Source organism: Kitasatospora sp. NPDC052896, assembly GCF_044547075.1.
Classification (GTDB): Bacteria; Actinomycetota; Actinomycetes; order Streptomycetales; family Streptomycetaceae; genus Kitasatospora.
Window position 1 is genome coordinate 44,770 of the sequence record NZ_JBITZU010000012.1, and the last position, 20,880, is coordinate 65,649.

At 74.5% G+C, this 20,880-nt stretch carries 15 protein-coding genes and 1 tRNA gene; 11 read left to right on the forward strand and 5 right to left on the reverse strand.

Annotated features, from left to right (window positions below):
- Positions 1-225: 225 nt before the first annotated feature.
- Positions 226-1,566: a UDP-N-acetylglucosamine 1-carboxyvinyltransferase gene (gene murA / locus ACIGXM_RS23180; RefSeq protein WP_396563812.1), complete on the reverse strand. Its 1,341-nt coding sequence runs from the start codon at positions 1,564-1,566 to the stop codon at positions 226-228.
- Between the two features lie 290 nt (positions 1,567-1,856).
- Between murA and ACIGXM_RS23185 the strand changes: the two genes are divergently transcribed.
- The 6 genes from ACIGXM_RS23185 to ACIGXM_RS23210 all read left to right on the forward strand — a co-directional run bounded on the left by ACIGXM_RS23185 (position 1,857) and on the right by ACIGXM_RS23210 (position 9,244).
- Positions 1,857-2,426 (forward strand): YqgE/AlgH family protein, encoded by a 570-nt coding sequence (locus tag ACIGXM_RS23185; protein WP_396563814.1) that lies wholly within the window; start codon positions 1,857-1,859, stop codon positions 2,424-2,426.
- A gap of 41 nt (positions 2,427-2,467) precedes the next feature.
- Positions 2,468-2,743 (forward strand): DUF3039 domain-containing protein, encoded by a 276-nt coding sequence (locus ACIGXM_RS23190; RefSeq protein WP_396563816.1) that lies wholly within the window; start codon positions 2,468-2,470, stop codon positions 2,741-2,743.
- 62 nt (positions 2,744-2,805) lie between these two features.
- The gene (locus tag ACIGXM_RS23195) at positions 2,806-4,440 is read left to right on the forward strand and encodes a beta-N-acetylhexosaminidase (RefSeq protein WP_396563818.1); all 1,635 of its coding nucleotides are present in this window, start codon (positions 2,806-2,808) and stop codon (positions 4,438-4,440) included.
- 324 nt (positions 4,441-4,764) lie between these two features.
- Positions 4,765-5,646 carry an FAD binding domain-containing protein gene (locus ACIGXM_RS23200; protein ID WP_396564035.1) on the forward strand — a complete coding sequence of 294 codons (882 nt, stop codon included), beginning with the start codon at positions 4,765-4,767 and terminating at the stop codon, positions 5,644-5,646.
- Complete coding sequence (locus ACIGXM_RS23205; protein WP_396563820.1) at positions 5,643-6,932, forward strand: 2Fe-2S iron-sulfur cluster-binding protein; 1,290 nt, start codon at positions 5,643-5,645, stop codon at positions 6,930-6,932. The genes ACIGXM_RS23200 and ACIGXM_RS23205 overlap by 4 nt, the downstream gene beginning before the upstream one ends.
- Positions 6,929-9,244 carry a xanthine dehydrogenase family protein molybdopterin-binding subunit gene (locus tag ACIGXM_RS23210; protein WP_396563822.1) on the forward strand — a complete coding sequence of 772 codons (2,316 nt, stop codon included), beginning with the start codon at positions 6,929-6,931 and terminating at the stop codon, positions 9,242-9,244. The genes ACIGXM_RS23205 and ACIGXM_RS23210 overlap by 4 nt, the downstream gene beginning before the upstream one ends.
- A 150-nt stretch (positions 9,245-9,394) precedes the next feature.
- Here ACIGXM_RS23210 and ACIGXM_RS23215 read toward each other — a convergent pair.
- A tRNA-Cys gene (locus ACIGXM_RS23215) sits at positions 9,395-9,466 on the reverse strand.
- 293 nt (positions 9,467-9,759) lie between these two features.
- On the opposite strand from ACIGXM_RS23215, the gene ACIGXM_RS23220 reads away from it, so the two are divergent.
- A complete protein-coding gene (locus ACIGXM_RS23220; protein WP_396563824.1) occupies positions 9,760-11,205 on the forward strand; it encodes an MFS transporter in 1,446 nt (481 codons plus the stop codon).
- Positions 11,206-11,332: 127 nt separating this feature from the next.
- On the forward strand, positions 11,333-12,502 hold the full coding sequence (locus tag ACIGXM_RS23225; protein WP_396563826.1) for a hypothetical protein: 1,170 nt from the start codon (positions 11,333-11,335) through the stop codon (positions 12,500-12,502).
- A 19-nt stretch (positions 12,503-12,521) separates the two neighbouring features.
- Here ACIGXM_RS23225 and ACIGXM_RS23230 read toward each other — a convergent pair whose 3' ends face one another.
- Both ACIGXM_RS23230 and ACIGXM_RS23235 read right to left on the reverse strand, forming a co-directional pair.
- The gene (locus ACIGXM_RS23230; RefSeq protein ID WP_396563828.1) at positions 12,522-13,223 is read right to left on the reverse strand and encodes a hypothetical protein; all 702 of its coding nucleotides are present in this window, start codon (positions 13,221-13,223) and stop codon (positions 12,522-12,524) included.
- 209 nt (positions 13,224-13,432) lie between these two features.
- On the reverse strand, positions 13,433-14,698 hold the full coding sequence (locus ACIGXM_RS23235) for a hypothetical protein (protein WP_396563830.1): 1,266 nt from the start codon (positions 14,696-14,698) through the stop codon (positions 13,433-13,435).
- A gap of 228 nt (positions 14,699-14,926) precedes the next feature.
- Here ACIGXM_RS23235 and ACIGXM_RS23240 point away from each other — a divergent pair, with 228 nt between their 5' ends.
- Positions 14,927-17,542, forward strand: a complete 2,616-nt coding sequence (locus ACIGXM_RS23240) for a phosphatidylglycerol lysyltransferase domain-containing protein (protein ID WP_396563832.1) — start codon at positions 14,927-14,929, stop codon at positions 17,540-17,542.
- A 19-nt stretch (positions 17,543-17,561) separates the two neighbouring features.
- Positions 17,562-18,206: a class F sortase gene (locus ACIGXM_RS23245; RefSeq protein WP_396563834.1), complete on the forward strand. Its 645-nt coding sequence runs from the start codon at positions 17,562-17,564 to the stop codon at positions 18,204-18,206.
- A 39-nt stretch (positions 18,207-18,245) separates the two neighbouring features.
- Here the strand turns inward: ACIGXM_RS23245 and ACIGXM_RS23250 are convergent, their stop codons facing one another.
- Positions 18,246-18,686, reverse strand: a complete 441-nt coding sequence (locus ACIGXM_RS23250) for an SsgA family sporulation/cell division regulator (RefSeq protein WP_396563836.1) — start codon at positions 18,684-18,686, stop codon at positions 18,246-18,248.
- 274 nt (positions 18,687-18,960) lie between these two features.
- On the opposite strand from ACIGXM_RS23250, the gene ACIGXM_RS23255 reads away from it, so the two are divergent.
- Positions 18,961-20,796, forward strand: a complete 1,836-nt coding sequence (locus ACIGXM_RS23255) for a DEAD/DEAH box helicase (RefSeq protein ID WP_396564036.1) — start codon at positions 18,961-18,963, stop codon at positions 20,794-20,796.
- Positions 20,797-20,880 lie beyond the last annotated feature (84 nt).

Sequence of the window (20,880 nt, forward strand, 5' to 3'; positions counted from 1 at the left end):
GCCGCCACCCCCCCCCCCACCCCCCCCCCCCCACCCCCCACCCCCCCCCCCCCCCCCCCCCCCCCCCGCGCGGGGGGGGGGGGCCCCCCCCCCCCCCCCCCCCCGCTCTGTCGTGTTCCCGCCGCGAGTCGGTCGAGTGCCGGCCTGTCAGCTGACCGGCCGACGAAGAACGGCGCCCGCACCGGTTCAGGACCGGTGTGGGCGCCGTTTCGCGTGTCGCGGGCCTCAGAGCTCGGCGAGCTCCTCGGAGGGCAGCTCGACGTGCGCGCCGAGCTCGCGCAGCTTGCTCATGAAGTTCTCGTAGCCGCGCTCGATCAGCGAGATGCCGTGCACGGTGGAGGTGCCCTCGGCGGCCAGCGCCGCGATCAGGTAGGAGAAGCCGCCGCGCAGGTCGGGGATGACCAGCTCGCCGCCGAGCAGCTTGGACGGGCCGGAGACGACCGCGGAGTGCAGGAAGTTGCGCCGGCCGAAGCGGCACGGGGTGGCGCCCAGGCACTCGCGGTACAGCTGGATGTGCGCACCCATCTGGTTGAGCGCGGAGGTGAAGCCGAGCCGCGACTCGTAGACCGTCTCGTGCACGATGGACAGGCCGGTGGCCTGGGTCAGCGCGACCACCAGCGGCTGCTGCCAGTCGGTCTGGAAGCCGGGGTGCACGTCGGTCTCCAGCGCGATGGCGCTCAGCTCGCCGCCCGGGTGCCAGAACCGGATGCCCTCGTCGTCCACCGCGAAGGCGCCACCGACCTTCCGGAAGGTGTTGAGGAAGGTCATCATCTCCAGCTGGCGGGCGCCGCGGACGTAGATGTCGCCCTTGGTGGCCAGCGCGGCGCAGGCCCAGGAGGCGGCCTCCAGCCGGTCCGGCAGCGCGCGGTGGGTGTAGCCGCCCAGCTCGTCCACGCCGGTGATCAGGATGGTCCGGTCGGTGCCCATCGAGATGATCGCGCCCATCTTCTGCAGCACGCAGATCAGGTCGACGATCTCCGGCTCGATGGCGGCGTTGCGCAGCTCGGTGACGCCCTCGGCGAGCACGGCGGTGAGCAGCACCTGCTCGGTCGCGCCGACCGAGGGGTAGGGCAGCTCGATCTTGGTGCCGCGCAGCCGCTGCGGGGCGACCAGGTAGGTGCCCTGCGGGTGCTTCTCGATGGTGGCGCCGAACTGGCGCAGCACCTCGAAGTGGAAGTCGACCGGCCGGCCACCGATGTCGCAGCCGCCCAGGCCCGGGATGAAGGCGTGGCCGAGCCGGTGCAGCAGCGGGCCGCAGAACAGGATCGGGATCCGCGAGGAGCCGGCGTGCGCGTCGATGTCGGCGACGTTGGCGCTCTCCACGTGCGAGGGGTCGAGGATCAGCTCGCCCTCCTCCTCGCCGCTGCGCACGGTCACCCCGTGCAGCTGGAGCAGGCCGCGCACCACCTTGACGTCACGGATGTCCGGGACGTTGCGCAGTCTGCTGGGGCCCTGGCCGAGCAGGGCGGCCACCATCGCCTTGGGCACCAGGTTCTTGGCACCGCGGACGCGGATCTCGCCTTCCAGCGGGTTTCCGCCGTGGACCAGCAGGACGTCGTCGGTCATCGTTCTCGCAATCCAGGGGTTCGCAGCCGGGAGAGGCAGGCAGCACGGTTCGTTGGGACAGCCGTGACGACTGTGGCGCGGGCCGCACGGGCGCCACTTCGGATAGATGGTAGTAGGCGGTTCGGCGGTTCCCGTGCGATCACATGGTGATCATGCTCTCTCCGGGTGGAAGCTCGGCCCGCTGTGCGCCGAACGGGTGAGCGGCCGCGGGGAGGAGGTTTGCTGCCCGGGCCGGGTGGCTTTCGTGTTGGGCTTCCCGCCCGGCACGCGGCTGCGGGATCATGTGAGACATGACCGCGGCCTCCTCACACACCGGCCGCCTGCTCGTGGCGACCCCCGTGCTCACCGACCCGAACTTCGCCCGGTCGGTGGTGCTGCTGCTGGACCACGACGTCCAGGGCGCGCTGGGCGTCGTGCTGAACCGACCGACCCCGGTCGAGGTCTCGGACGTGCTGGACGGCTGGGCGGACCTGGCGGGTGCCCCGCCGGTGGTCTTCCAGGGCGGTCCGGTCGGGCTGGACTCCGCCCTGGCGGTGGCCGTGGTGCCGGGGGAGCCGGGGCCGGCCGACCCGCTGGGCTGGCGCCGGGTGCACGGGGCGATCGGGCTGGTCGACCTGGAGGCGCCGCCGCAGGTGCTGGCCGGCGAGCTGGGCGCGCTGCGGGTCTTCGCCGGGTACTCCGGCTGGACCCCGGGCCAGCTGGAGGCGGAGATCGCCGAGGGCGCCTGGTACCTGGTGGACGTCGAACCGGGGGACATCTCCTGCCCCGATCCCGAGCGGCTGTGGCGCTCGGTGCTGCGCCGCCAGCGCGGGCCGCTGGCGATGCTCGCGACCTACCCCGAGGACCCGCTGCTCAACTGAGACGCCACGTTCCGCTCCGCGCCCCCATAGACTTGGCCCTCATGAGCACTCTTGAGCCCGAGCGCGGACTCGGCACCGGCACGCTGGTCGAGCCCGTCCCCCAGGTCTCCCACGGGGACGGTGACCACGAGCGCTTCGCGCACTACGTCCAGAAGGACAAGATCATGGAGAGCGCGCTCTCCGGCTCCCCGGTGGTCGCGCTCTGCGGCAAGGTCTGGGTGCCCGGGCGCGACCCGAAGAAGTACCCCGTCTGCCCCATGTGCAAGGAGATCTTCGAGGGCATCGAGCCGGCTGACGGCGGCGGCGACAAGAAGTAACCGCCGCCTGGTGCTGACAGTGGTCTGTACCAATCGGTGGTTCGCGGGGCAGGATGGGCCGCATGGACCTCATCCCCGCCCCGGCGGACGTCCGGTTCCCGGCTGAGGCGGGCCTGCGGCTGGGTCCGGTGACCACGCTCGCCGGCGGCCCGGGCACCGGGGACGCCGAACGCTGGCTGCGCTCGACGCTGGGCGCCGCGACCGGGCTGCCGCTGGCCCCCGCCGCCGCGCCCGGCCGGGCCGACCTGGCGCTGCGGCTGGACGCCGCCCTCGCCGCCGAGGAGTACCGGATCACGGTCGGCGCCGGACGGGCCCTGCTCGCCGCCGGGGGAGCGGCCGGCGCCCTCTGGGCCGCCCAGACCGTCCGCCAGCTGCTCGGGCCGGAGGCGTTCCGGCGGGCCCCGCTGCGCCGGGACGGCGGCTGGACGCTGCCCGCCTGCGAGATCGCGGACGCCCCGCGGTTCGGCTGGCGCGGGGTGCTGCTGGACGTCGCCCGGCACTTCCTGCCCAAGGACGGCCTGCTGCGCTACCTGGACCTGCTGGCCGCGCACAAGCTCAACGTGCTGCACCTGCACCTCACCGACGACCAGGGCTGGCGCTTCGAGGTCCGGCGCTACCCGCGGCTCACCGGGGTGGGCGGCTGGCGGGAGCGCTCGATGGTCGGCTTCCGTTCCGGCGGGCGGCGCGACGACCGGCCGCACGGCGGCCACTACACCCAGGACGACCTGCGCGAGGTCGTCGGGTACGCGGCCGGCCTGGGCATCACCGTGGTCCCCGAGATCGACCTGCCGGGCCATGCCCAGGCGGCCATCGCGGCCTACCCGGAGCTGGGCAACACCGACGTGGTGGACACCGCGGCGCTCGGGGTGTGGACCGACTGGGGTGTCAGCCCCAACGTGCTGAACGCCTCGGACGCCACGCTGGCCTTCTACGAGGGCGTGCTGGAGGAGCTGCTGGAGGTCTTCCCGTCCGAGTTCGTCCACCTCGGCGGCGACGAGTGCCCGAAGGACCAGTGGCGGGCCAGTCCGGCGGCGCGGGCCCGGATCGCGGAGCTCGGACTGGCGGACGAGGACGGCCTGCAGTCCTGGTTCCTCCGGCACTTCGACCGCTGGCTGGCCGACCGCGGCCGCCGGCTGATCGGCTGGGACGAGATCCTGCAGGGCGGGCCCGCCCCGGGTGCGGCGGTTTCGTCCTGGCGGGGGTACGCCGGCGGGGTGGCCGCCGCGCGGGCCGGGCACGACGTGGTGATCTGCCCGGAGCAGCACGTCTACCTCGACCACCGGCAGGCGGACGGCCCGGACGAACCCGTTCCGGTCGGGTACGTGCGGACCCTGGAGGACGTCTACCGGTTCGAGCCGGTCCCGCCGGAGCTGGGCCGCCCGCCGGAGTCGACGGCCGCCGCCCGTCGGGTGATCGGCACTCAGGCCAACCTGTGGAGCGAGTTCGCCACCGATGCCCGGGACCTCGACTACCGGGCCTTCCCGCGGCTCGCGGCCTTCGCCGAGGTGGCCTGGTCACGGCTGCCGAGCGATCCCGCCGCCCGCGACTGGCCGGGCTTCGAGCGCCGGATGCGCGCGCACTACGCCCGGTTGGACGCGCTCGGGGTGGCGTACCGTCCGCCCGGCGGGCCGCACCCGTGGCAGCGTCGACCAGGGGTGGCCGGTCGCCCGATCGAGGGTGCGCCGCCGGCCGGCTGACCGGGTGACGGATCGTCTGGGAACCTTTTCCGCCCGGTCCGGCGTCACTAACAGATGAACATCTGATCCCATTCGTGCCTGATTTGCCCGGTATGGGGCCAGATGGTCCGCCACCCCGGGGGTGATCATCGCCTGCGATGTGCCAGAGTTGCCCGACCCGGTGGGCTGCTTCAGTTCGGCAGCGCGGCCCCGTACTCTACGGGCGGTACCGCAGAGCGCGGTGCGGGACGAACCGGCCGGCCCTCGCGGCGGCCGTACTGTACGGCTGATCGAGCGCAGCCCGAGCGAGTGGAGCACGGTGGGATCCTGGTGAACCGCACGATCATGCTGCCGACCTCCCTCGACGAGGCCGTCGAGGCACTCGGCACCAGTCCCACCGCGGTACCGGTGGCCGGCGGTACCGACCTGATGGAAGCCGTCAACGCCGGCCGGCTGCGCCCGGCCGCGCTGATCGGCCTCGGCCGGATCACCGAACTGCGCGGCTGGCGCTACGAGGACGGCGGCACCGCGGTGCTCGGTGCCGGCCTCACGCTGGCCCGGATGGACCGGCCCGACTTCGCCGCGCTGATCCCCGCCCTCGCCGACGCCGCGCGCACCGCCGGACCGCCGCAGACCCGCAACGTCGGCACCCTCGGCGGCAACATCGCCACCGCCGCGCCGACCGGCGACACCCTGCCGGTGCTGGCCGCGCTGGAGGCCTCGGTCACCCTGGCCCGCCCGGGCGGCAGCCGCGAGGTGCCGGTCAGCCACCTGCTCACCGGCCACGACCCGATGCGCCCCGGCGAACTGCTCACCTGGGTCCGGGTGCCGCTGCTGCACGCCCCGCAGGTCTTCCTCAAGGCGACCGGGCGCAGCGGCCCGGCCCGGGCCACCGCCTCGGTCGCGCTGGTGCTCGACCCGGCCCGGCGCGCGGTGCGCTGCGCGGTCGGTGCCGTCGCGCCGGTGCCGCTGCGGCCGCTGGAGGCCGAGGCCTGGGTGGCCGGCTGCATCGACTGGTCGGCCCGCGGCGAGGAGGGCGTGCCGGTGGTCGACCCGGCCGCGGCGGCGGCCTTCGGCGAGTACGTGGCCACCGCCTGCGTCCCCGACGGCTACGGCGCCGACCCCTCGTCGGGGCTGCTGATCGAGGGGCCGACCGCGGCCGCGGTGCGGCTGCGGCGTACCGTGTCGGTGCTGGCCCGTCGGGCACTGGGAAGGGCTTTGAAGTGACGGCTGACCTGACGCCCGGGATCGCGTCCGACCCGCTGAACCCCCCACCGCTGCCCGGCGAGGGGCGCCCGTGCGCCTCGTACACGCTGCGCGTCAACGGCTTCGAACGGTCGGTCACCGACGCGTGGATCGGCGAGAGCCTGCTCTACGTGCTGCGCGAGCGGCTCGGGCTGGCCGGTGCCAAGAACGGGTGCGAGCAGGGCGAGTGCGGCGCCTGCTCGGTGCAGGTGGACGGGCAGCTGGTGGCCGGCTGCCTGGTCCCGGCCGCGCTGGCGGCGGACAGCGAGATCAGCACGGTCGAGGGGCTGTCGGCGGGCGGCGCGGCGAGCGACGTCCAGCAGGCGCTGGCCGACTCGGGCGCCGTGCAGTGCGGTTACTGCACGCCCGGGATGGCGATGGCGGTGCACGACCTGCTGCAGCGCAACCACCGGCCGAGCGAGGTGGAGGCCCGGCAGGCGCTGTGCGGCAACCTCTGCCGCTGCACCGGGTACCGCAGCGCGCTGGCGGCCGTCCAGACGGTGGCTCAGGCGCGTGGCGCGGCGCTGCTGGAGGCCGAGGAGACGGCGGTGGAGGCGACGGAGGACGCCGCGGAGGCGGTCGCCGAGCCCACCGAGCAGGCGGAGCCCGCGGCCGAGCCGGCCGACCTGCCGGTCTACCAGGAGGACTGGCCGCCGGCCGGCGCGACCGCCGCGCGGCCGGTCTTCGACGACGAGAGCGGCTGGATCAGCGCGGAGCTCCCCGAGCCGGCGGCCGAGTACGCGCCGCAGCCGACCGCGGCCGGCACCGGCGTCGGGGCGATCCCGGTGCAGGGCTACCCGGGCTACGACCCGACCGCCTACGGCCCGGGCACGGTGTACGACGCGGGCACGAGCTACGAGCCCGTGCCGGCGCACGACAACACCGCACCCGGCGGGTCGTACGAGACCCCGGCGCACGACGCGCTGTACGAACCGACGCCGCCGCACGGCACGCCGTACGACCCGGCCGCCGGGCACGGCACGGTGTACCAACAGACCCCCGCGCACGGGACACCGTTCGACCCGTCGGCGGTCAACGGCCCGGTCTACCAGGGCGACCCGTACCCCGACCAGGGCTACCCCGCGCCGAGTTACCCCGGCCCGCTCTACGACGGCACGCCCGCGCACGGGATCCCGGCCGCCCCCTACGACGGGACCGTCTACGAGACCGGGTCGCCCACCGTGTCGCTCGACCCCAGTCTCGCCCCCGGCCTCCTCCCCCAGCCGTCGGCCGGAGGCGCCCCGCTTCCCGAGGACGACCACGCATGACCTCCCCCACGGACAGCGCCCTCGCCCCGGCCCCCGCCGAACCGGACGCGCCCGAGCCGCAGACCTTCGGCCTCGGCGGTTCGCCGCTGCGCACCGACGCGCTGCCCAAGGCACTCGGCATCTACCCGTACGCGGCCGACCTGTGGGCCGAGGGCCTGCTCTGGGGCGCGGTGCTGCGCTCCCCGCACCCGCACGCCCGGATCGTCGGCATCGACACCTCGGCCGCGCTGGCCCTCCCCGGTGTGCACGCCGTGGTCACCGCCGCCGACCTGCCGCCCGCCCGGGACGGCGTCCCGGGCGGCCCGCCCGCCGGCGACCGGCCGGTGCTGGCCGCCGACGTGGTGCGCCACCACGGCGAGCCGGTGGCCGCGGTGGCCGCCGACCACCCGGACACCGCCCGGCTGGCCGCCGCCTCGATCGTCGTCGAGTACGAGGTGCTGGACGCGCTCACCGACCCCGAGCAGGCCTTCACCGCGCCGCCGCTGCACCCGGACGGCAACCTCTTCCGCCACCTCCCGCTGCGCACCGGCGACCCGGAGGCGGTCGGCGAGGTGGTCGTCGAGGGCCTCTACCAGGTCGGCCGGCAGGACCCGGCCCCGATCGGCGCCGAGGCCGGGCTGGCCGTGCCGCGCCCGGACGGCGGCGTCGAGCTGCACCTCTCCTCGACCGACCCGCACGGCGACCGCGACCGCACCGCCGCCTGCCTGGGCCTGGAGCCGGACCGGGTGCGGCTGGTGGTGACCGGCGTGCCCGGCGCGACCACGGACCGCGAGGACCTCTCGTTCCAGGTCACGCTGGCCCTGCTGGCGCTGCGCACCGGCCGTCCGGTGAAGATGACGCTCACCCGTGAGGAGTCCTTCCAGGCGCACACCAGCCGGCACCCGGCGCTGCTGAGGTACCGCCACCACGCGGACGCCCAGGGCAAGCTGGTGAAGGTGGAGGCGCAGATCCTGCTGGACGGCGGCGCCTACGCGGACGTCTCGGCCCAGGCGCTGGCCGCCGCCACCGCGTTCTCGGTCGGCCCGTACGTCTGCCCGAACGTCTTCGTGGACGCCTGGGCGGTGCGCACCAACAACCCGCCGGCCGGCCGGATGCGTGGCGAGGGTGCGCTGCAGTCCTGCTTCGCGCACGAGTCGCAGCTCGACCAGCTGGCCGCCCGGCTCGGCCTGGACCCGCTGGAGATCCGCCGCCGCAACGTGATGGCGACCGGCGACCCGATGCCCACCGGGCAGGCCGTCACCTGCCCGGCGCCGGTGGCCGCGCTGCTCGACGCGGTGGCCGCCGAACCGCTGCCCTCGCTGCCGGTGGACGAGCCGGACGCCGACTGGCTGCTGCCCGGCGGGCCGGGCGGGGCCGGTGAACCGGCGGCGGTGCGACGCGGCATCGGGTACGCGGTCGGCATGGTGCACATGCTCGGAGCGGAGGGCGCGGACGAGGTCTCCACCGCGACCGTCCGGGTGAGTGGCGACCACGCCACGGTGATCTGCGCGGCCGTCGACGCCGGTCAGGGCTTCGCCACGCTGGCCCGGCAGATCGTCCAGTCGGTACTCGGGGTGACCGAGGTCTACGTCGCGCCGGTGGACAGCGACCAGTCGATCGCCGGTCCGGCCGCCCGCGGCCGGCACACCTGGGTCTCCGGCGGCGCGGTCGAGCGGGCCGCGCTGATGGTCCGCCACCAGCTGCTGCAGCCGATCGCGGCCGACTTCGGGATGTCCGTCGAGCTGCTGTCGATCACCGACGGGAAGATCACCTCCTACGACGGGGTGCTCGGCATGCCGGTGACCGAGGCGCTGGAGGGCAAGGAGCTGTGGGCCACCGCGCAGTGCCGCCCGCACCCGACCGAGCCGCTGGACGAGGCGGGCCAGGGTGACGCCTTCGTCTCGATCGCCTTCTGCGCGATGCGCGCGGTGGTGGACGTGGACATCGAGCTGGGCGCGGTGCGGGTGGTCGACGTGACGGTCGCGCAGGACGTCGGCCGGGCGCTGAACCCGGGCCAGATCGAGGACCGGATCGAGGCGGGGGTGGCGCAGGGCGTCGGCCTGGCGCTGCTGGAGGACCTGCGGATGGTGGGCGGGCGGCCGGCCAACCCCTCGCTCACCGGCTACCGGTTGCCCACCGCGCTGGACACCCCCGAGGTGCGGATCGCCGCGCTGCTGGAGGAGCGCGACGTGGTCGCCAGCTTCGGCGCGAAGGCGGTCAGCGCGGTCCCGGCCGTGGTCGCCCCGGCCGCGGTCGCCGCCGCCGTCCGCGCCGCCACCGGGCTCCCGGTCGGCCGCCTCCCGATCCCCCCGGAGGACGCGGCGATCGCCTGACGGTCACCGGAAAGGGCCCGCCGACATTCTCGGCGGGCCCTTTTCCGGAAGTGCCGCTTTCCGGGAGCGCCGTCGAGAATGATTCCGGAAATGCCGGAACGCCGGCCGGCGGATTTCTCGCCGCCCGGTCGTGCCGGGTACGTCGTGCGGAGGCCATGACGGGAATCGAACCCGTGTAAACCGCTTTGCAGGCGGTCCCCTGAACCACTCGGGCACACGGCCGGGCGGAGGGCGGTGGGCCCTCGGTCAGTTGGCGCGGTGAGCGGGACGGGCGGGACAACAGGAGGTGGCGGCGGGCTTGCGGATCACGGCCGGGCGCTCCTCTCCGCTGCGGAATTCGGCGGCCCTTCCGGCCGCGTTCACGGAATTCATGGTGCCGGTCCGGCCCGGTCGCCGTCAACATTGAATTGTGACGGGCGGATGAAATCCGGCGGGGGGTCCTACGACCAAGGGCGGAGCGCTCCGAGGCTTTCGGTCAGGAGTGAACCCAGCCGACGGCACTTACCATGGCAGTCATGACCACAGCCTCCGCCACCTCGGCCGACCCTGCCGACCCGCTGACAGCCGCCGAGGACGGGGGAGGGGTGCTCAGCGCGCCCTACCGGGCGCTGACCCTGGGGATCGTCTCGGTGGTCCTGCTGCTCGCCTTCGAGGCCACCGCGGTGAACACCGCGATGCCGGTGGCGGCCCGTCAGCTGCACGGTCTTGGCCTGTACGCCTTCGCCTTCTCCGGCTACTTCACCAGCACGCTGTTCGCGATGGTGCTCTCCGGCGAGTGGTGCGACCGGCGCGGGCCGCTGCTGCCGCTCCTCGCGGGGATCGGGGTGTTCGGCGCCGGGCTGGTGGTGGCCGGTACCGCCGCCGGGATGTGGATCTTCGTCGCGGGTCGGGCGGTGCAGGGGCTGGGCGGCGGGCTGGTGATCGTCGCGCTGTACGTGGTGGTCGGCCGGGCGTTCCCGGAGCGGCTGCGGCCGTCCGTCTTCGCGGCCTTCTCGGCGGCCTGGGTGCTGCCGTCGATCGTCGGCCCGGTGCTCTCCGGCGCGGTGACCCAGCACCTCGGCTGGCGTTGGGTCTTCCTCTCCGTGCCGATGCTGATCGTGCTCCCGCTGGCGGTGATGGGCCCGGCGTTGCGCCGGGCCGAGCGGGCCCAGCCGGCCGGCCCCGGCGGCGCGCTGGACGGGCGGCGGATCGGGCTGGCCGCGATGGCCGCGCTGGGTGCCGGGCTGTTGCAGTACGCCGGCCAGAGGCTGGACCTGCTCGGGCTGCTGCCCGCGCTGGCCGGGGCCGGGCTGCTCTTCCCCGCCGTACGGCGACTGCTCCCCGCCGGCACGCTGCGCGCGGCGCGCGGGCTGCCCACGCTGATCCTGCTGCGCGGGGTGGCGGCCGGGGCGTTCTTCGCCGCCGAGGCGTTCATCCCGCTGATGATGGTGGTGCAGCGGCACCTCTCGCCGACCCTGGCCGGCCTGACCCTCACCAGCGGCGGCCTCTCCTGGTCGCTCGGCTCCTGGTTGCAGGGCCGGCCGGCGGCCGAGCGGCGTCGCGAGGCGCTGATCCGACTCGGCTTCGGCTGCACCGCGGCGGCCATCGCGGGCGCGGCGCTGGTGCTGCTCCCGGCGGCGCCGACCTGGACCGCCGCGGCGGCCTGGGCGGTCGGCGGGATGGGCATGGGCCTGTCCATCGCCAGCATCAGCGTGCTGATGATGAAGCTCTCGCCGCCCGAGGCGGCCGGCGTCAACTCGGCCTCGTTGCAGATGTCCGACGCGCTCGGCAACGTGCTGCTGGTCGGGCTGGCCGGGGTGCTGTTCTCGGCGCTGGGCGGCGGCGCGGTCCCCGCCGTGGCGACCGGCGGTGCGGGGGCCGGGGCCCGGGGCGCGTTCGCGGTGATCTTCGGCGTGATGGCCTGCGTCGCGCTGGTGGGGGCGGTGCTGGCGGGCCGGGTCCGGCCGCGGGCCACCGGCTGACCACGGTGTTCGCGCGGAAATGCGACGCGCGACTGATGGACAGATCGCCCGTCCGGCGGTACATCTGGCGCCTGCCCTCCGGTCCTGGCCGGAAGGGCGGTTCTGTCGAGTCGGCGGAGGAGGGCCGATGTCCATACCAACCTCACCGCCCGGTGGTCCGGACGAGCCGCGGCCCGTCCGGCCGCCTGCCGGTGACGCCGAGTGGGAGCGCTTCCGGGCGGCCTTCACCGCCGAGTCGGTGCGGACCGCCCCGCTGGTGGAGCCCTCCGCCCGGGCCCGGACGCTGGCGGCCCGGGACCACCGCGGCCCGGGGCCCGCGGGCCGGACGGTGGCGACACCGGGTCCGCGCCCCGCGTCCGGGCGGCTGGCCCGGGTCCGCGACCTGCTGGTGGCCACCGCCACCGCCACCCTGGTACTGGGGGCGCTGGCCACCGGCGCTCCGCTCGGCGGGGCGCCGGACGGCAGGGGCAGCCGGAGCACGGCCGCCGGCCACCCGGCCTCGGCCGTGCCGCCGGCCTCGCCGGGCGTGTCCACGGGACCGGCGGTGACCGCCGCGCCGGTGACCGCCACCCTCGCCAGTCCGTTCGCCGGCTCGCCGGCCGAGAGCTGGCCGGAGGGACGGGCGGGCCTGACGCCGCCGCCCGCCACGGCGGTGGGGGGACTGACGGCCGACCAGGTCGGGGCGGCGACCGCGCGGGTGCGCGACTTCCTGGCCGCCGCGAACCTGGACCCGGCCACCCTGGCGGGCGGCCCGCCGACCGTCGCGCTCGGCATGCTGCGGCCGGACTCGCCGCTGTACCAGCAGCTGACCCGGCACCTGGTGGACCACGCCGACGGCGGCGGGGACGAGGTGTTCACCCGCTTCGACCCGGCGGTGGCCGCGCCGGTACCGGGCGGGGTGCGGGTCAGCGGGCGGATGGAGGTGACCGACGACCAGCTGGGCGGCCTGCTGGTGACCGCCGACTACACCTTCGCGTACGCCGTCAGCCGGCCGGCGGCGACGGCCTCGGCCGCACCACCGGCCGAGGTGGCGCGGACCGTGGTGCGGCGGGTGATCACCGTCGCGTTCCCGGCGGACGGCGGGGATCCGGCCGGCTCGGCCGGACTGGACGTCGCCGCCTGGGACTTCACCATCGCCAACTCCGCCTGCGACGCCGAGGCCGGCCTGCTGCGGCCGGCCTTCCCCTCCGACCCGGCGCCCACCGCGGCGTCGAAGCGGCCGGTGGCCGATCCGTACGACCGCAGTGGCGCGATCCCGCACAGCGCGGAGGTCGTGTGCGACCGGGCCGGGACCTGAAGGGTGCCCGGGTGGCGGGTCAGGAGTCGGCGCGGCGGCGGCGCAGCCGCAGGGCGGTGGCCGCGGCGGCGGTGATCATCAGGGAGGCGCCGGCGACGGTCTCCCGGACGTCGGGGCCGGTGCTGCCGCCGACCCCGGCGTGGCTCGCGCCGCTCGGGCCGCCGCCCTTGGAGTACTCGCCGCTGCCGGTGTAGCCCTTGCCGTTGTTGCCGCCGCCGTTGTTGCCGTTGCCGTTGACGCCGCCGTTGCCGTTGCCGCCACCTTTGGAGTACTCGCCGCTGCCGGTGTAGCCCTTGCCGTTGTTGCCGTTGTTGCCGCCGCCGTTGACGCCACCGCCGTTGCCGTTGCCGATGCCGATGCCGCCGCCGATGCCGATGCCACCGCCGTTGTTGCCGTTGTTGCCGCCGCCGATGCCGATGCCACCGCCGTTGTTGCCGTTGCCGCCGCCTTTGGAGTACTCGCCGCTGCCGGTGTAGCCCCTGCCGTCGTCGTTGCCGTTGCCAACGCCGTTGGGGTTCTTGCCGTCGCCGTTGCCGCTGTCGCGGAACGTCAAGGCGCCGGCGGCCTGGCTCCTGCCGCCGTCGAGGAGCGCGATCCGGCCGCCCGGGGCGAGCGAGTCGGGTTGGACGACGACCGGGCCGGCCGCCGTTGCGGGGCCGGCCGCACCGAGGGCTGCGGCCACGGTGAGGATGCCCCCGGCGACGAAGTGACGAGCGCGCATGCTGGTCCTCCCGGGACTCGGTCACGGGGTGTCCCCGTGGACGAACCGCGTCCTGCTGCTCCAGGGGTACGTGGTGGGCGGCCGGGCCGCATGCCGAGCGGGCGCCGGACGGGCCGGAAAACCCTGGTCCACCTGGGGTGATGGCCCGCCGCTCGGAGTGACGCCGATCGGGTTAATCGCCCGGTGCGCGCGGGTGGGGAGTCCAGGCCCTAGTGGCCGGCGAGGAACTTCGACCAGCCGGCCGCCGGGGTCTCGCCGGGGCCCAGGCTCTGCAGCTTGCGCAGCACCGCCGGGTCCTGCGCCTCCAGCCAGGCGATCAGCTGGCGGAACGAGACCAGGCGGACGTCCGGCTTGTCGGCGATGGTCTTGAGCACCTCCTCCACGGCGTTCATGTAGATCCCGCCGTTCCACTCCTCGAAGTGGTTGCCGATGTACATCGGCGCCCGGTTGCTCCGGTAGGCGCGCTCGAAGCCGGCCAGGTAGGAGTCCCGGGCCTGGAGCTGGAAGGCCGCGTACTTGGCGGGATCGGCCTTGGTGTTCTCGCCGGACTGGTTGAACATGATGTTGTAGTCCATCGAGAGCACCTGGAAGGTGTGCCCGGGGAACGGGATGGACTGCAGCGGGAAGTCCCAGAGCGCGCCGCCCTGGATCTTCTGCGGCCAGACCTGGACCCCGCCCGAGCCGCTGGCGTCGTACTTCCAGCCGCGCGCCACCGCGGTGGGCAGCAGGTTGCGCTGGCCCTCCAGGCACGGGGTGCGGCCGCCGATCAGCTCCTTGGTGTAGTCGAACGGCAGTGCTGGCTGGTCGGTGAAACCGCCGTTGCTCTTCCAGTGCGTGACGAAGCTGATGGCCTGTTCGATCTCGCTGTCCCACTCCTCGGGCGACCACTGGCCGACCCCGGTGGGACCGCAGAAGTGGCCGTTGAAGTGGGTGCCGATCTCGTGGCCGTCCAGCCAGGCGGCGCGGACCTGGGTGAGGGTGTCCAGGATGTGCTGGTCGGTCAGGTAGCCGATCTCGGAGGCGCCGACCGGGTGCTGCGGCGGGTGGTAGAGGTCCTTCTTCGACTCGGGCAGCACGTAGAGCCCGCTGAGGAAGAAGGTCATCCCGGCGTTGTGGTCCTTGGCGAGCTTGCGGAACCGGGAGAACAGCCTGTTGTCCAGCTCGCCCGCGCCGTCCCAGGAGAAGACGACGAACTGGGGCGGTTGTTGGCCCGGTTCGAGTGGCTCGGGGACCGGTTGGTTGGGTTGCGGGCCGGTGTCGGAGGTCGAGCCGTCGCCGATCAGGGTGGTCTCGGGTTTGACGGGGACGGCGCCGGGCGGCGCGGCCGAGGCGCCGCCGTGGGCGTGGTGCGGAACCGAGGCCGGGTCGATGGCGTCGGACCTGGCGGGGGTGCCGGGGCGCGCGCACCCGGTGGCGACCGTGGCGGCGCCGGCGGCACCGGCCGCCAGCAGAGTCCGGCGGGAGAGAGCATCCATGATCCCTCGACCTTCCTGATATTCCTGTTGACCGATTGTCTGCTGATTATCCGTTATGACTGATTTGTCCCACAGCATGGCACGAGAGCCAACAGGTGAGGGGGAGGGATCGTCCGGATCAACCGTCCGGCGCAGGCCGCTCGCGCGTCGGGTCGCGCACCCTGGTGAGCAGGCGTCAGATGGAGCGATGGCCGTGGCCCGGGGCCGTGGCGGGAGGGGACGGGACCGATGGCGGAGTCGCTGCGGGTCAGCTTCCAGGACCGGATCGTGGCCTCGGGGCGGGAACCGCTCCTGCTCCTGCTGCTCGGCCTGATCGCGTCCTTCCTCTTCATCCGGTTCAGCGTGCGGATGATCCGGCGCGGGACCCCGTGGTGGCCGGGCAACGTGACGCCCGGCGGCCTGCACATCCACCACGTCGTCTTCGGACAGGCGCTGATGCTGGTCGCCGGCGTCGGCGCGTTCACCGTGCGCAGCGAGGCCGGGGTGCCGCGCGACGTGCTGGCGGTCGCCTTCGGGGTCGGCTGCGGCCTGGTGCTGGACGAGTTCGCGCTGGTGCTGCACCTGGAGGACGTCTACTGGAGTGAGCAGGGCCGCAAGTCGGTGGACGCGGTGATCCTCGCGGTGGCGATGATCGGACTGCTGCTGGTCGGGGCGCCGCCGCTGGGCGGCCTGACCGGACGGCCGTCGGTCGGTCAGCTGGTCGGCGCGGCTCTGCTGCTGATCCTGGTGACGATCAGTCTGCTCAAGGGCAAGCTGTGGACCGGCCTGCTCGGCGTGATGGTGGCGCCGCTCGCGGTGGTCGGGGCGATCCGGCTGGCCCGGCCGCAGAGCCCGTGGGCGCGCTGGCGCTACCGCAGCCGTCCCAAGCGGCTGGCCCGGGCCGAACGGCGGGAGGCCCGGGTGCACCAGCGGCTGATGGTGGCCAAGGCCGCCGCCTACAACCTGCTGGCCGGGGCTCCGGACGTGGTCGTGCCGGCGGGGACCGGGCCGGTGGCGGTGCCGGCCGGGGCGCGGGTCGAGGAGCGGGCCCCGGAGCCGGTCGCGGCGCCGGCCGAGGCGCGGGAGCGCGCCCGTGCGCTGCCGGGCTGGCGGCTGCGCTGCGCGACCGCGGCCGAGTGGTACCTGCGGATCGCCGCGCTGGTCAACCTGGTGGCCGGGCTGGTCGCGCCGTTCCGGCAGCGGGTGGACCGGATCAACAGCGGGCAGTTCTTCACCCCGGTGCTGGTCACCGCCGGGTTCACCGCGGCGCTCTTCGCCGCGCTGCTGGCGGTGATGCTGCGCCGGCGCAAGCGGGCGGCCTGGATCGTGGCCACCCTGGTGGTCGCGGCCTACGCGGCGCTCTTCCTGCTCGCCCTGGTCACCCTGCCGGCGGACCGGCGGCACCCGTTCAACTGGGTCTCCGCCGTCCTCACCGCGCTGGTGCTGGCCTTCCTGCTGGCGAGCCGCCCGGCCTTCCACGCCCGTGGCGAGCGCGGCAACATCCTGCTGGGGATCGCCGTGCTGCTGCTCGGCGGGGCGCTGGTCGCCTCGATCGGCGCACTGCTGATCCACGTCACCGCCACCGCGCCGCAGGTCGGTTGGGGCGAGTGCTTCCGGTACGCGCTGCTGCGGCTGTTCACCGTCTCCGGCTTCGGCGAGGAGGTGCCGCCGGTCACCGTGGACCGCTGGGCCGACCTGAGCATCAACGTGCTGGGGGCGGCGCTCTTCCTGCTCGTGCTGCGGGTCTTCTTCCGCTCACCGCGCGGCCGGGTGCACCTCGGGCCGGCGGACGAGCAGCGGCTGCGGGCGCTGCTGGAGCGGCACGGCGGGCGCGACTCGCTCGGCTACTTCGCGCTGCGCCGCGACAAGTCGGTCTGCTGGTCGCCCTCCGGCAAGGCCGCGGTGCTCTACCGGGTGGTCAACGGCGTCGCGCTCGCCTCCGGCGACCCGATCGGCGACCCGGAGGCCTGGCCGCAGGCGATCGAGGCCTGGCGGGCCACCGCGCGGGCCAACGCCTGGATCCCGGCCGTCACCGGCGCCGGCGAGCAGGCCGGCACCGCGTACCGGCGCACCGGGCTGAAGGCGCTGGAGTTCGGCGACGAGGCCATCGTGGAGACCGAGGGGTTCAGCCTGCACGGCCGCAGCATGCGGACCCTGCGGCAGACCCGTGGCCGGGTCGGCCGGGCCGGCTACCACGTCCTGATCCGCCGGCACCGGGACGTGCCGGCGGAGGAGCTGGCCCGGCTGCGCCACCTCGCCGACGCCTGGCGGCACGGGCGGACCGAGCGCGGCTTCAGCATGGCGCTGGGCCGGCTCGGCGACCCGGCGGACGGCGACTGCCTGCTGGTCGAGTGCCGTGACGAGCACGAGCGCACCTGCGCGCTGCTCAGCTTCGTCCCGTGGGGCGCGCACGGCCTCTCGCTCGACCTGATGCGGCGGGACCGCGAGTCGGACAACGGGCTCGTCGAGTTCATGATCACCGAGCTGCTGCTGGCGGCGGCGGCCGGGAGGATCCAGGTGACCCGGATCTCGCTCAACTTCGCGATGTTCCGGTACGTCTTCGAGGCCGGCGCCAAGCTGGGGGCCGGGCCGGTGCTGCGGCTGTCGCGGACCGTGCTGCGGTTCCTCTCCCGGTGGTGGCAGCTGGAGTCGCTGTACCGGGCCAACGCCAAGTACCAGCCGGAGTGGCAGCCGCGGTTCCTGCTCTACGACAAGTCGTCCGAGCTGCTGGGCGTCGCGGTCGCCAACGGGCTCGCGGAGGGGTTCCTGACCAGGCCGCGGCTGCCCGGTACCCGGCCTCACCCGTCCGGCCGCGCAGCCGGTGCGGTCGGCGCGGGGGAGGGCTTGGCTGGTCAGCGGGGCTGATGGGGGTCGGGCCGAACCGATGGGAGTGCGCGTGAGCGGGCAGAGCGGTCGCCGGCTGGGCACACCGGCGCTGGCCGCGGCGCTGGTGCTGGGCGCCTGGCTGGTGCACGACGGCAGCACGGGCGGCCTGCCGCCCACCCCGTCCGTCGCCGAGGCCCTGGGCGCCGGGCCGTCCCGGCACGCGCTGACCGGCATCCCGATGAAGGCCTCCGCCCCGACCCGGGTCCGGATCCCGGCACTCGACGTGGACGCCCCGGTGACCGGCGTCGGCCTGGACACCGGGGGGCACCTGGCCACCCCGCCGGACGACCAGCGCAACCTGGCCGGCTGGTACCGGGACGGCGTGACACCCGGGCAGACCGGTACCGCGCTGCTGGTCGGACACGTGGACATCGCGAGCGGACCGGCCGTCTTCTACGGGCTGGGCGCCCTGCACCGCGGCGACCGGATCGACGTGGCCCGGCGGGACGGCAGCACCGCGTACTTCCTCGCGGACGCCATCGAGGTGTACCCCAAGACCGCCTTCCCCGACCGGCAGGTCTTCGGGCAGGCCCGCGACCCCGAGCTGCGCCTGATCACCTGCGGCGGCGGCTACACCGAGGGCGAGGGCTACCGGGGCAACGTGGTGGTCTACGCCCACCTGACCGGCAGTCGGCGGGCGTAGCGGGAGCGCACCCGCGCTCGCCCCCCGGCGGAGGAGTCCTCAGCGCAGCAGTTCCGCGAGGGCGCGGTCGGGGTCGAGGTGCCGGTGCTCCCGGCCCTCGGGGACGGCCAGGTGGCTGCGCCACAGGAAGCGCCGCAGTTCCAGCGCGCCGAACCGGAGCAGCGCCACCCCCTCGGGGGCGTGCAACTCGATCAGGACGTGCCGCCCGTGCGAGGGTCGGAGCCGTACGTCGCCGAGCCCGGACGGCAGCTCCAGTCCGGCCGCCAGCAGCTGGCGGGCGAAGACCCACTCGACGCCCTCCGGCCCGTCCGCCCCGACCGGTCCGGTCGGCTCGTCCAGCGAGTACTCGGCGGGGAAGAGCAGCCGGACCGCGAGCGGATCCGCCGCCCGGTAGCGCAGCGTCACCCGCAGCTCGGCCGAGGTACGGGTGGAGAGGATCAGACTGGCGGGCACGACCTGCTCGACGACGGCGCTGGGCACGGGGCCTCCTCGACTGGGAACGGCGGTGGGGCTTTCGGGGGAGGAGAGCGCGCGGGGGGCGGACTCTTACGCCGGTCGTGCGTGGTGCGGGAGTGATCCCGGTCACGTCGTCCCGAGGCGGTCGGGCGGCCCGTGTCGGGCCTCGGGGGAGGGGGCGGCCCGGTAGGCTAGGCGGGTTGTCCGACCGCCGTCCGCCTGCCGGGTGGGTCGATGTTACGGCCCTGACCTGCGACGATCCCTCTGGGAGACCGTGAGTACTGCCGCCTCTTCCGCCATGTCGCCGCTCTTCTCGGATGCCGCCGAGTCGCAGGCGTCGGTGCGCGCCACCGCCGGCCCGGCCGGCTCCCACCACCTCTCCCCGGCCTTCCCCGGCCGCGCCCCGTGGGGAACCGCGGGCAAGCTGCGGGCCTGGCAGCAGGGGGCGCTGGACAAGTACATCGAGAAGCAGCCGCGGGACTTCCTGGCCGTCGCGACCCCCGGCGCCGGGAAGACCACCTTCGCCCTCACCCTGGCCTCGTACCTGCTGCACAACCACCTGGTGCAGCAGGTCACCGTGGTCGCACCGACCGAGCACCTGAAGAAGCAGTGGGCCGAGGCCGCGGCCCGGATAGGCATCCGGCTGGACCCGGCCTACTCGTCGGGTCCGCTGTCCCGGGACTACCACGGCATCGTGGTGACCTACGCGGGCGTCGGGGTCAACCCGATGCTGCACCGCAACCGCACCGAGGCCCGCAAGACCCTGGTGATCATGGACGAGATCCACCACGCCGGTGACTCGAAGTCCTGGGGCGAGGCCTGCTTCGAGGCGTTCGAGCCGGCCACCCGGCGGCTCGCGCTGACCGGGACGCCGTTCCGCTCGGACACCAACCCGATCCCGTTCGTCCAGTACGCCGAGGACACCGACGGGCTGCGGAAGTCGGTCGCCGACTACACCTACGGCTACGGCCACGCGCTCGCCGACCACGTCGTCCGCCCGGTGATCTTCCTCTCCTACAGCGGCAACATGCGCTGGCGCACCAAGTCCGGCGACGAGCTGGAGGCGCGGCTCGGCGAGCCGATGACCAAGGACCTGATCGCCCAGGCCTGGCGCACCGCGCTGGCCCCGCAGGGCGAGTGGATCCCGAACGTGCTGCGCGCCGCCGACAAGCGGCTCACCGAGGTCCGCAAGGCGATCCCGGACGCCGGCGGCCTGGTGATCGCCAGCGACCAGACCGCCGCCCGCGCCTACGCCAAGCAGATCCGCGAGATCACCGGGCACAAGGCGACCCTGGTGCTCTCCGACGAGACCGAGGCGTCCCAGCGGATCTCCGACTTCTCGGCCGGTGACGACCGCTGGATGGTCGCGGTCCGGATGGTGTCCGAGGGCGTCGACGTCCCGCGCCTGGCCGTCGGCGTCTACGCCACCTCGATCTCCACCCCGCTCTTCTTCGCGCAGGCGGTCGGCCGCTTCGTGCGGGCCCGCAAGCGCGGCGAGACGGCGTCGGTCTTCCTGCCCTCGGTGCCGATGCTGCTCGGCTTCGCCAACGAGATGGAGCTGCAGCGCGACCACGTGCTGGACCGCCCGAAGAAGGAGGGCGAGGAGGGCCTCTTCGACGAGGAGGACCGGCTGCTCGCCGAGGCCGAACGGGCCAACGACGGCCCGGACGGCGCCGGCGGCGAGGAGTTCAGCTACGAGGCGCTGGGCTCGGACGCGGTCTTCGACCGGGTGCTCTACAACGCCATGGAATTCGGCATGCAGGCGCACCCGGGCAGCGAGGAGGAGGAGGACTACCTCGGCATCCCGGGTCTGCTGGAGCCGGACCAGGTGCACATGCTGCTGCAGAAGCGCCAGCACCGGCAGATCCAGCGCTCCAGGACCAGGCCGGCCGAGGAGGCCGACCTGCTCGAACTCCCCGCCGACCAGCGCCCGGTGGTGACCCACCAGGAGCTGCGCGAGCTGCGCAAGGAACTGAACACGCTGGTCGCGGCCTGGCACCACCGCACCAACCAGCCGCACGGGACGATCCACAACGAGCTGCGCCGGGAGTGTGGCGGCCCGCTGACCGCGCAGGCCACCGCCAACCAGTTGAAGGCCCGGATCGCCCGGGTCAAGGAGTGGGCAGCGCGTTGAGCCGTGGCGCCCGGCGGCGATTGTCCGAACTCCGGACGACCGCCGCCGCCGCGGCCGCCCGGACGCCGTGGGAATAGTGGCTAT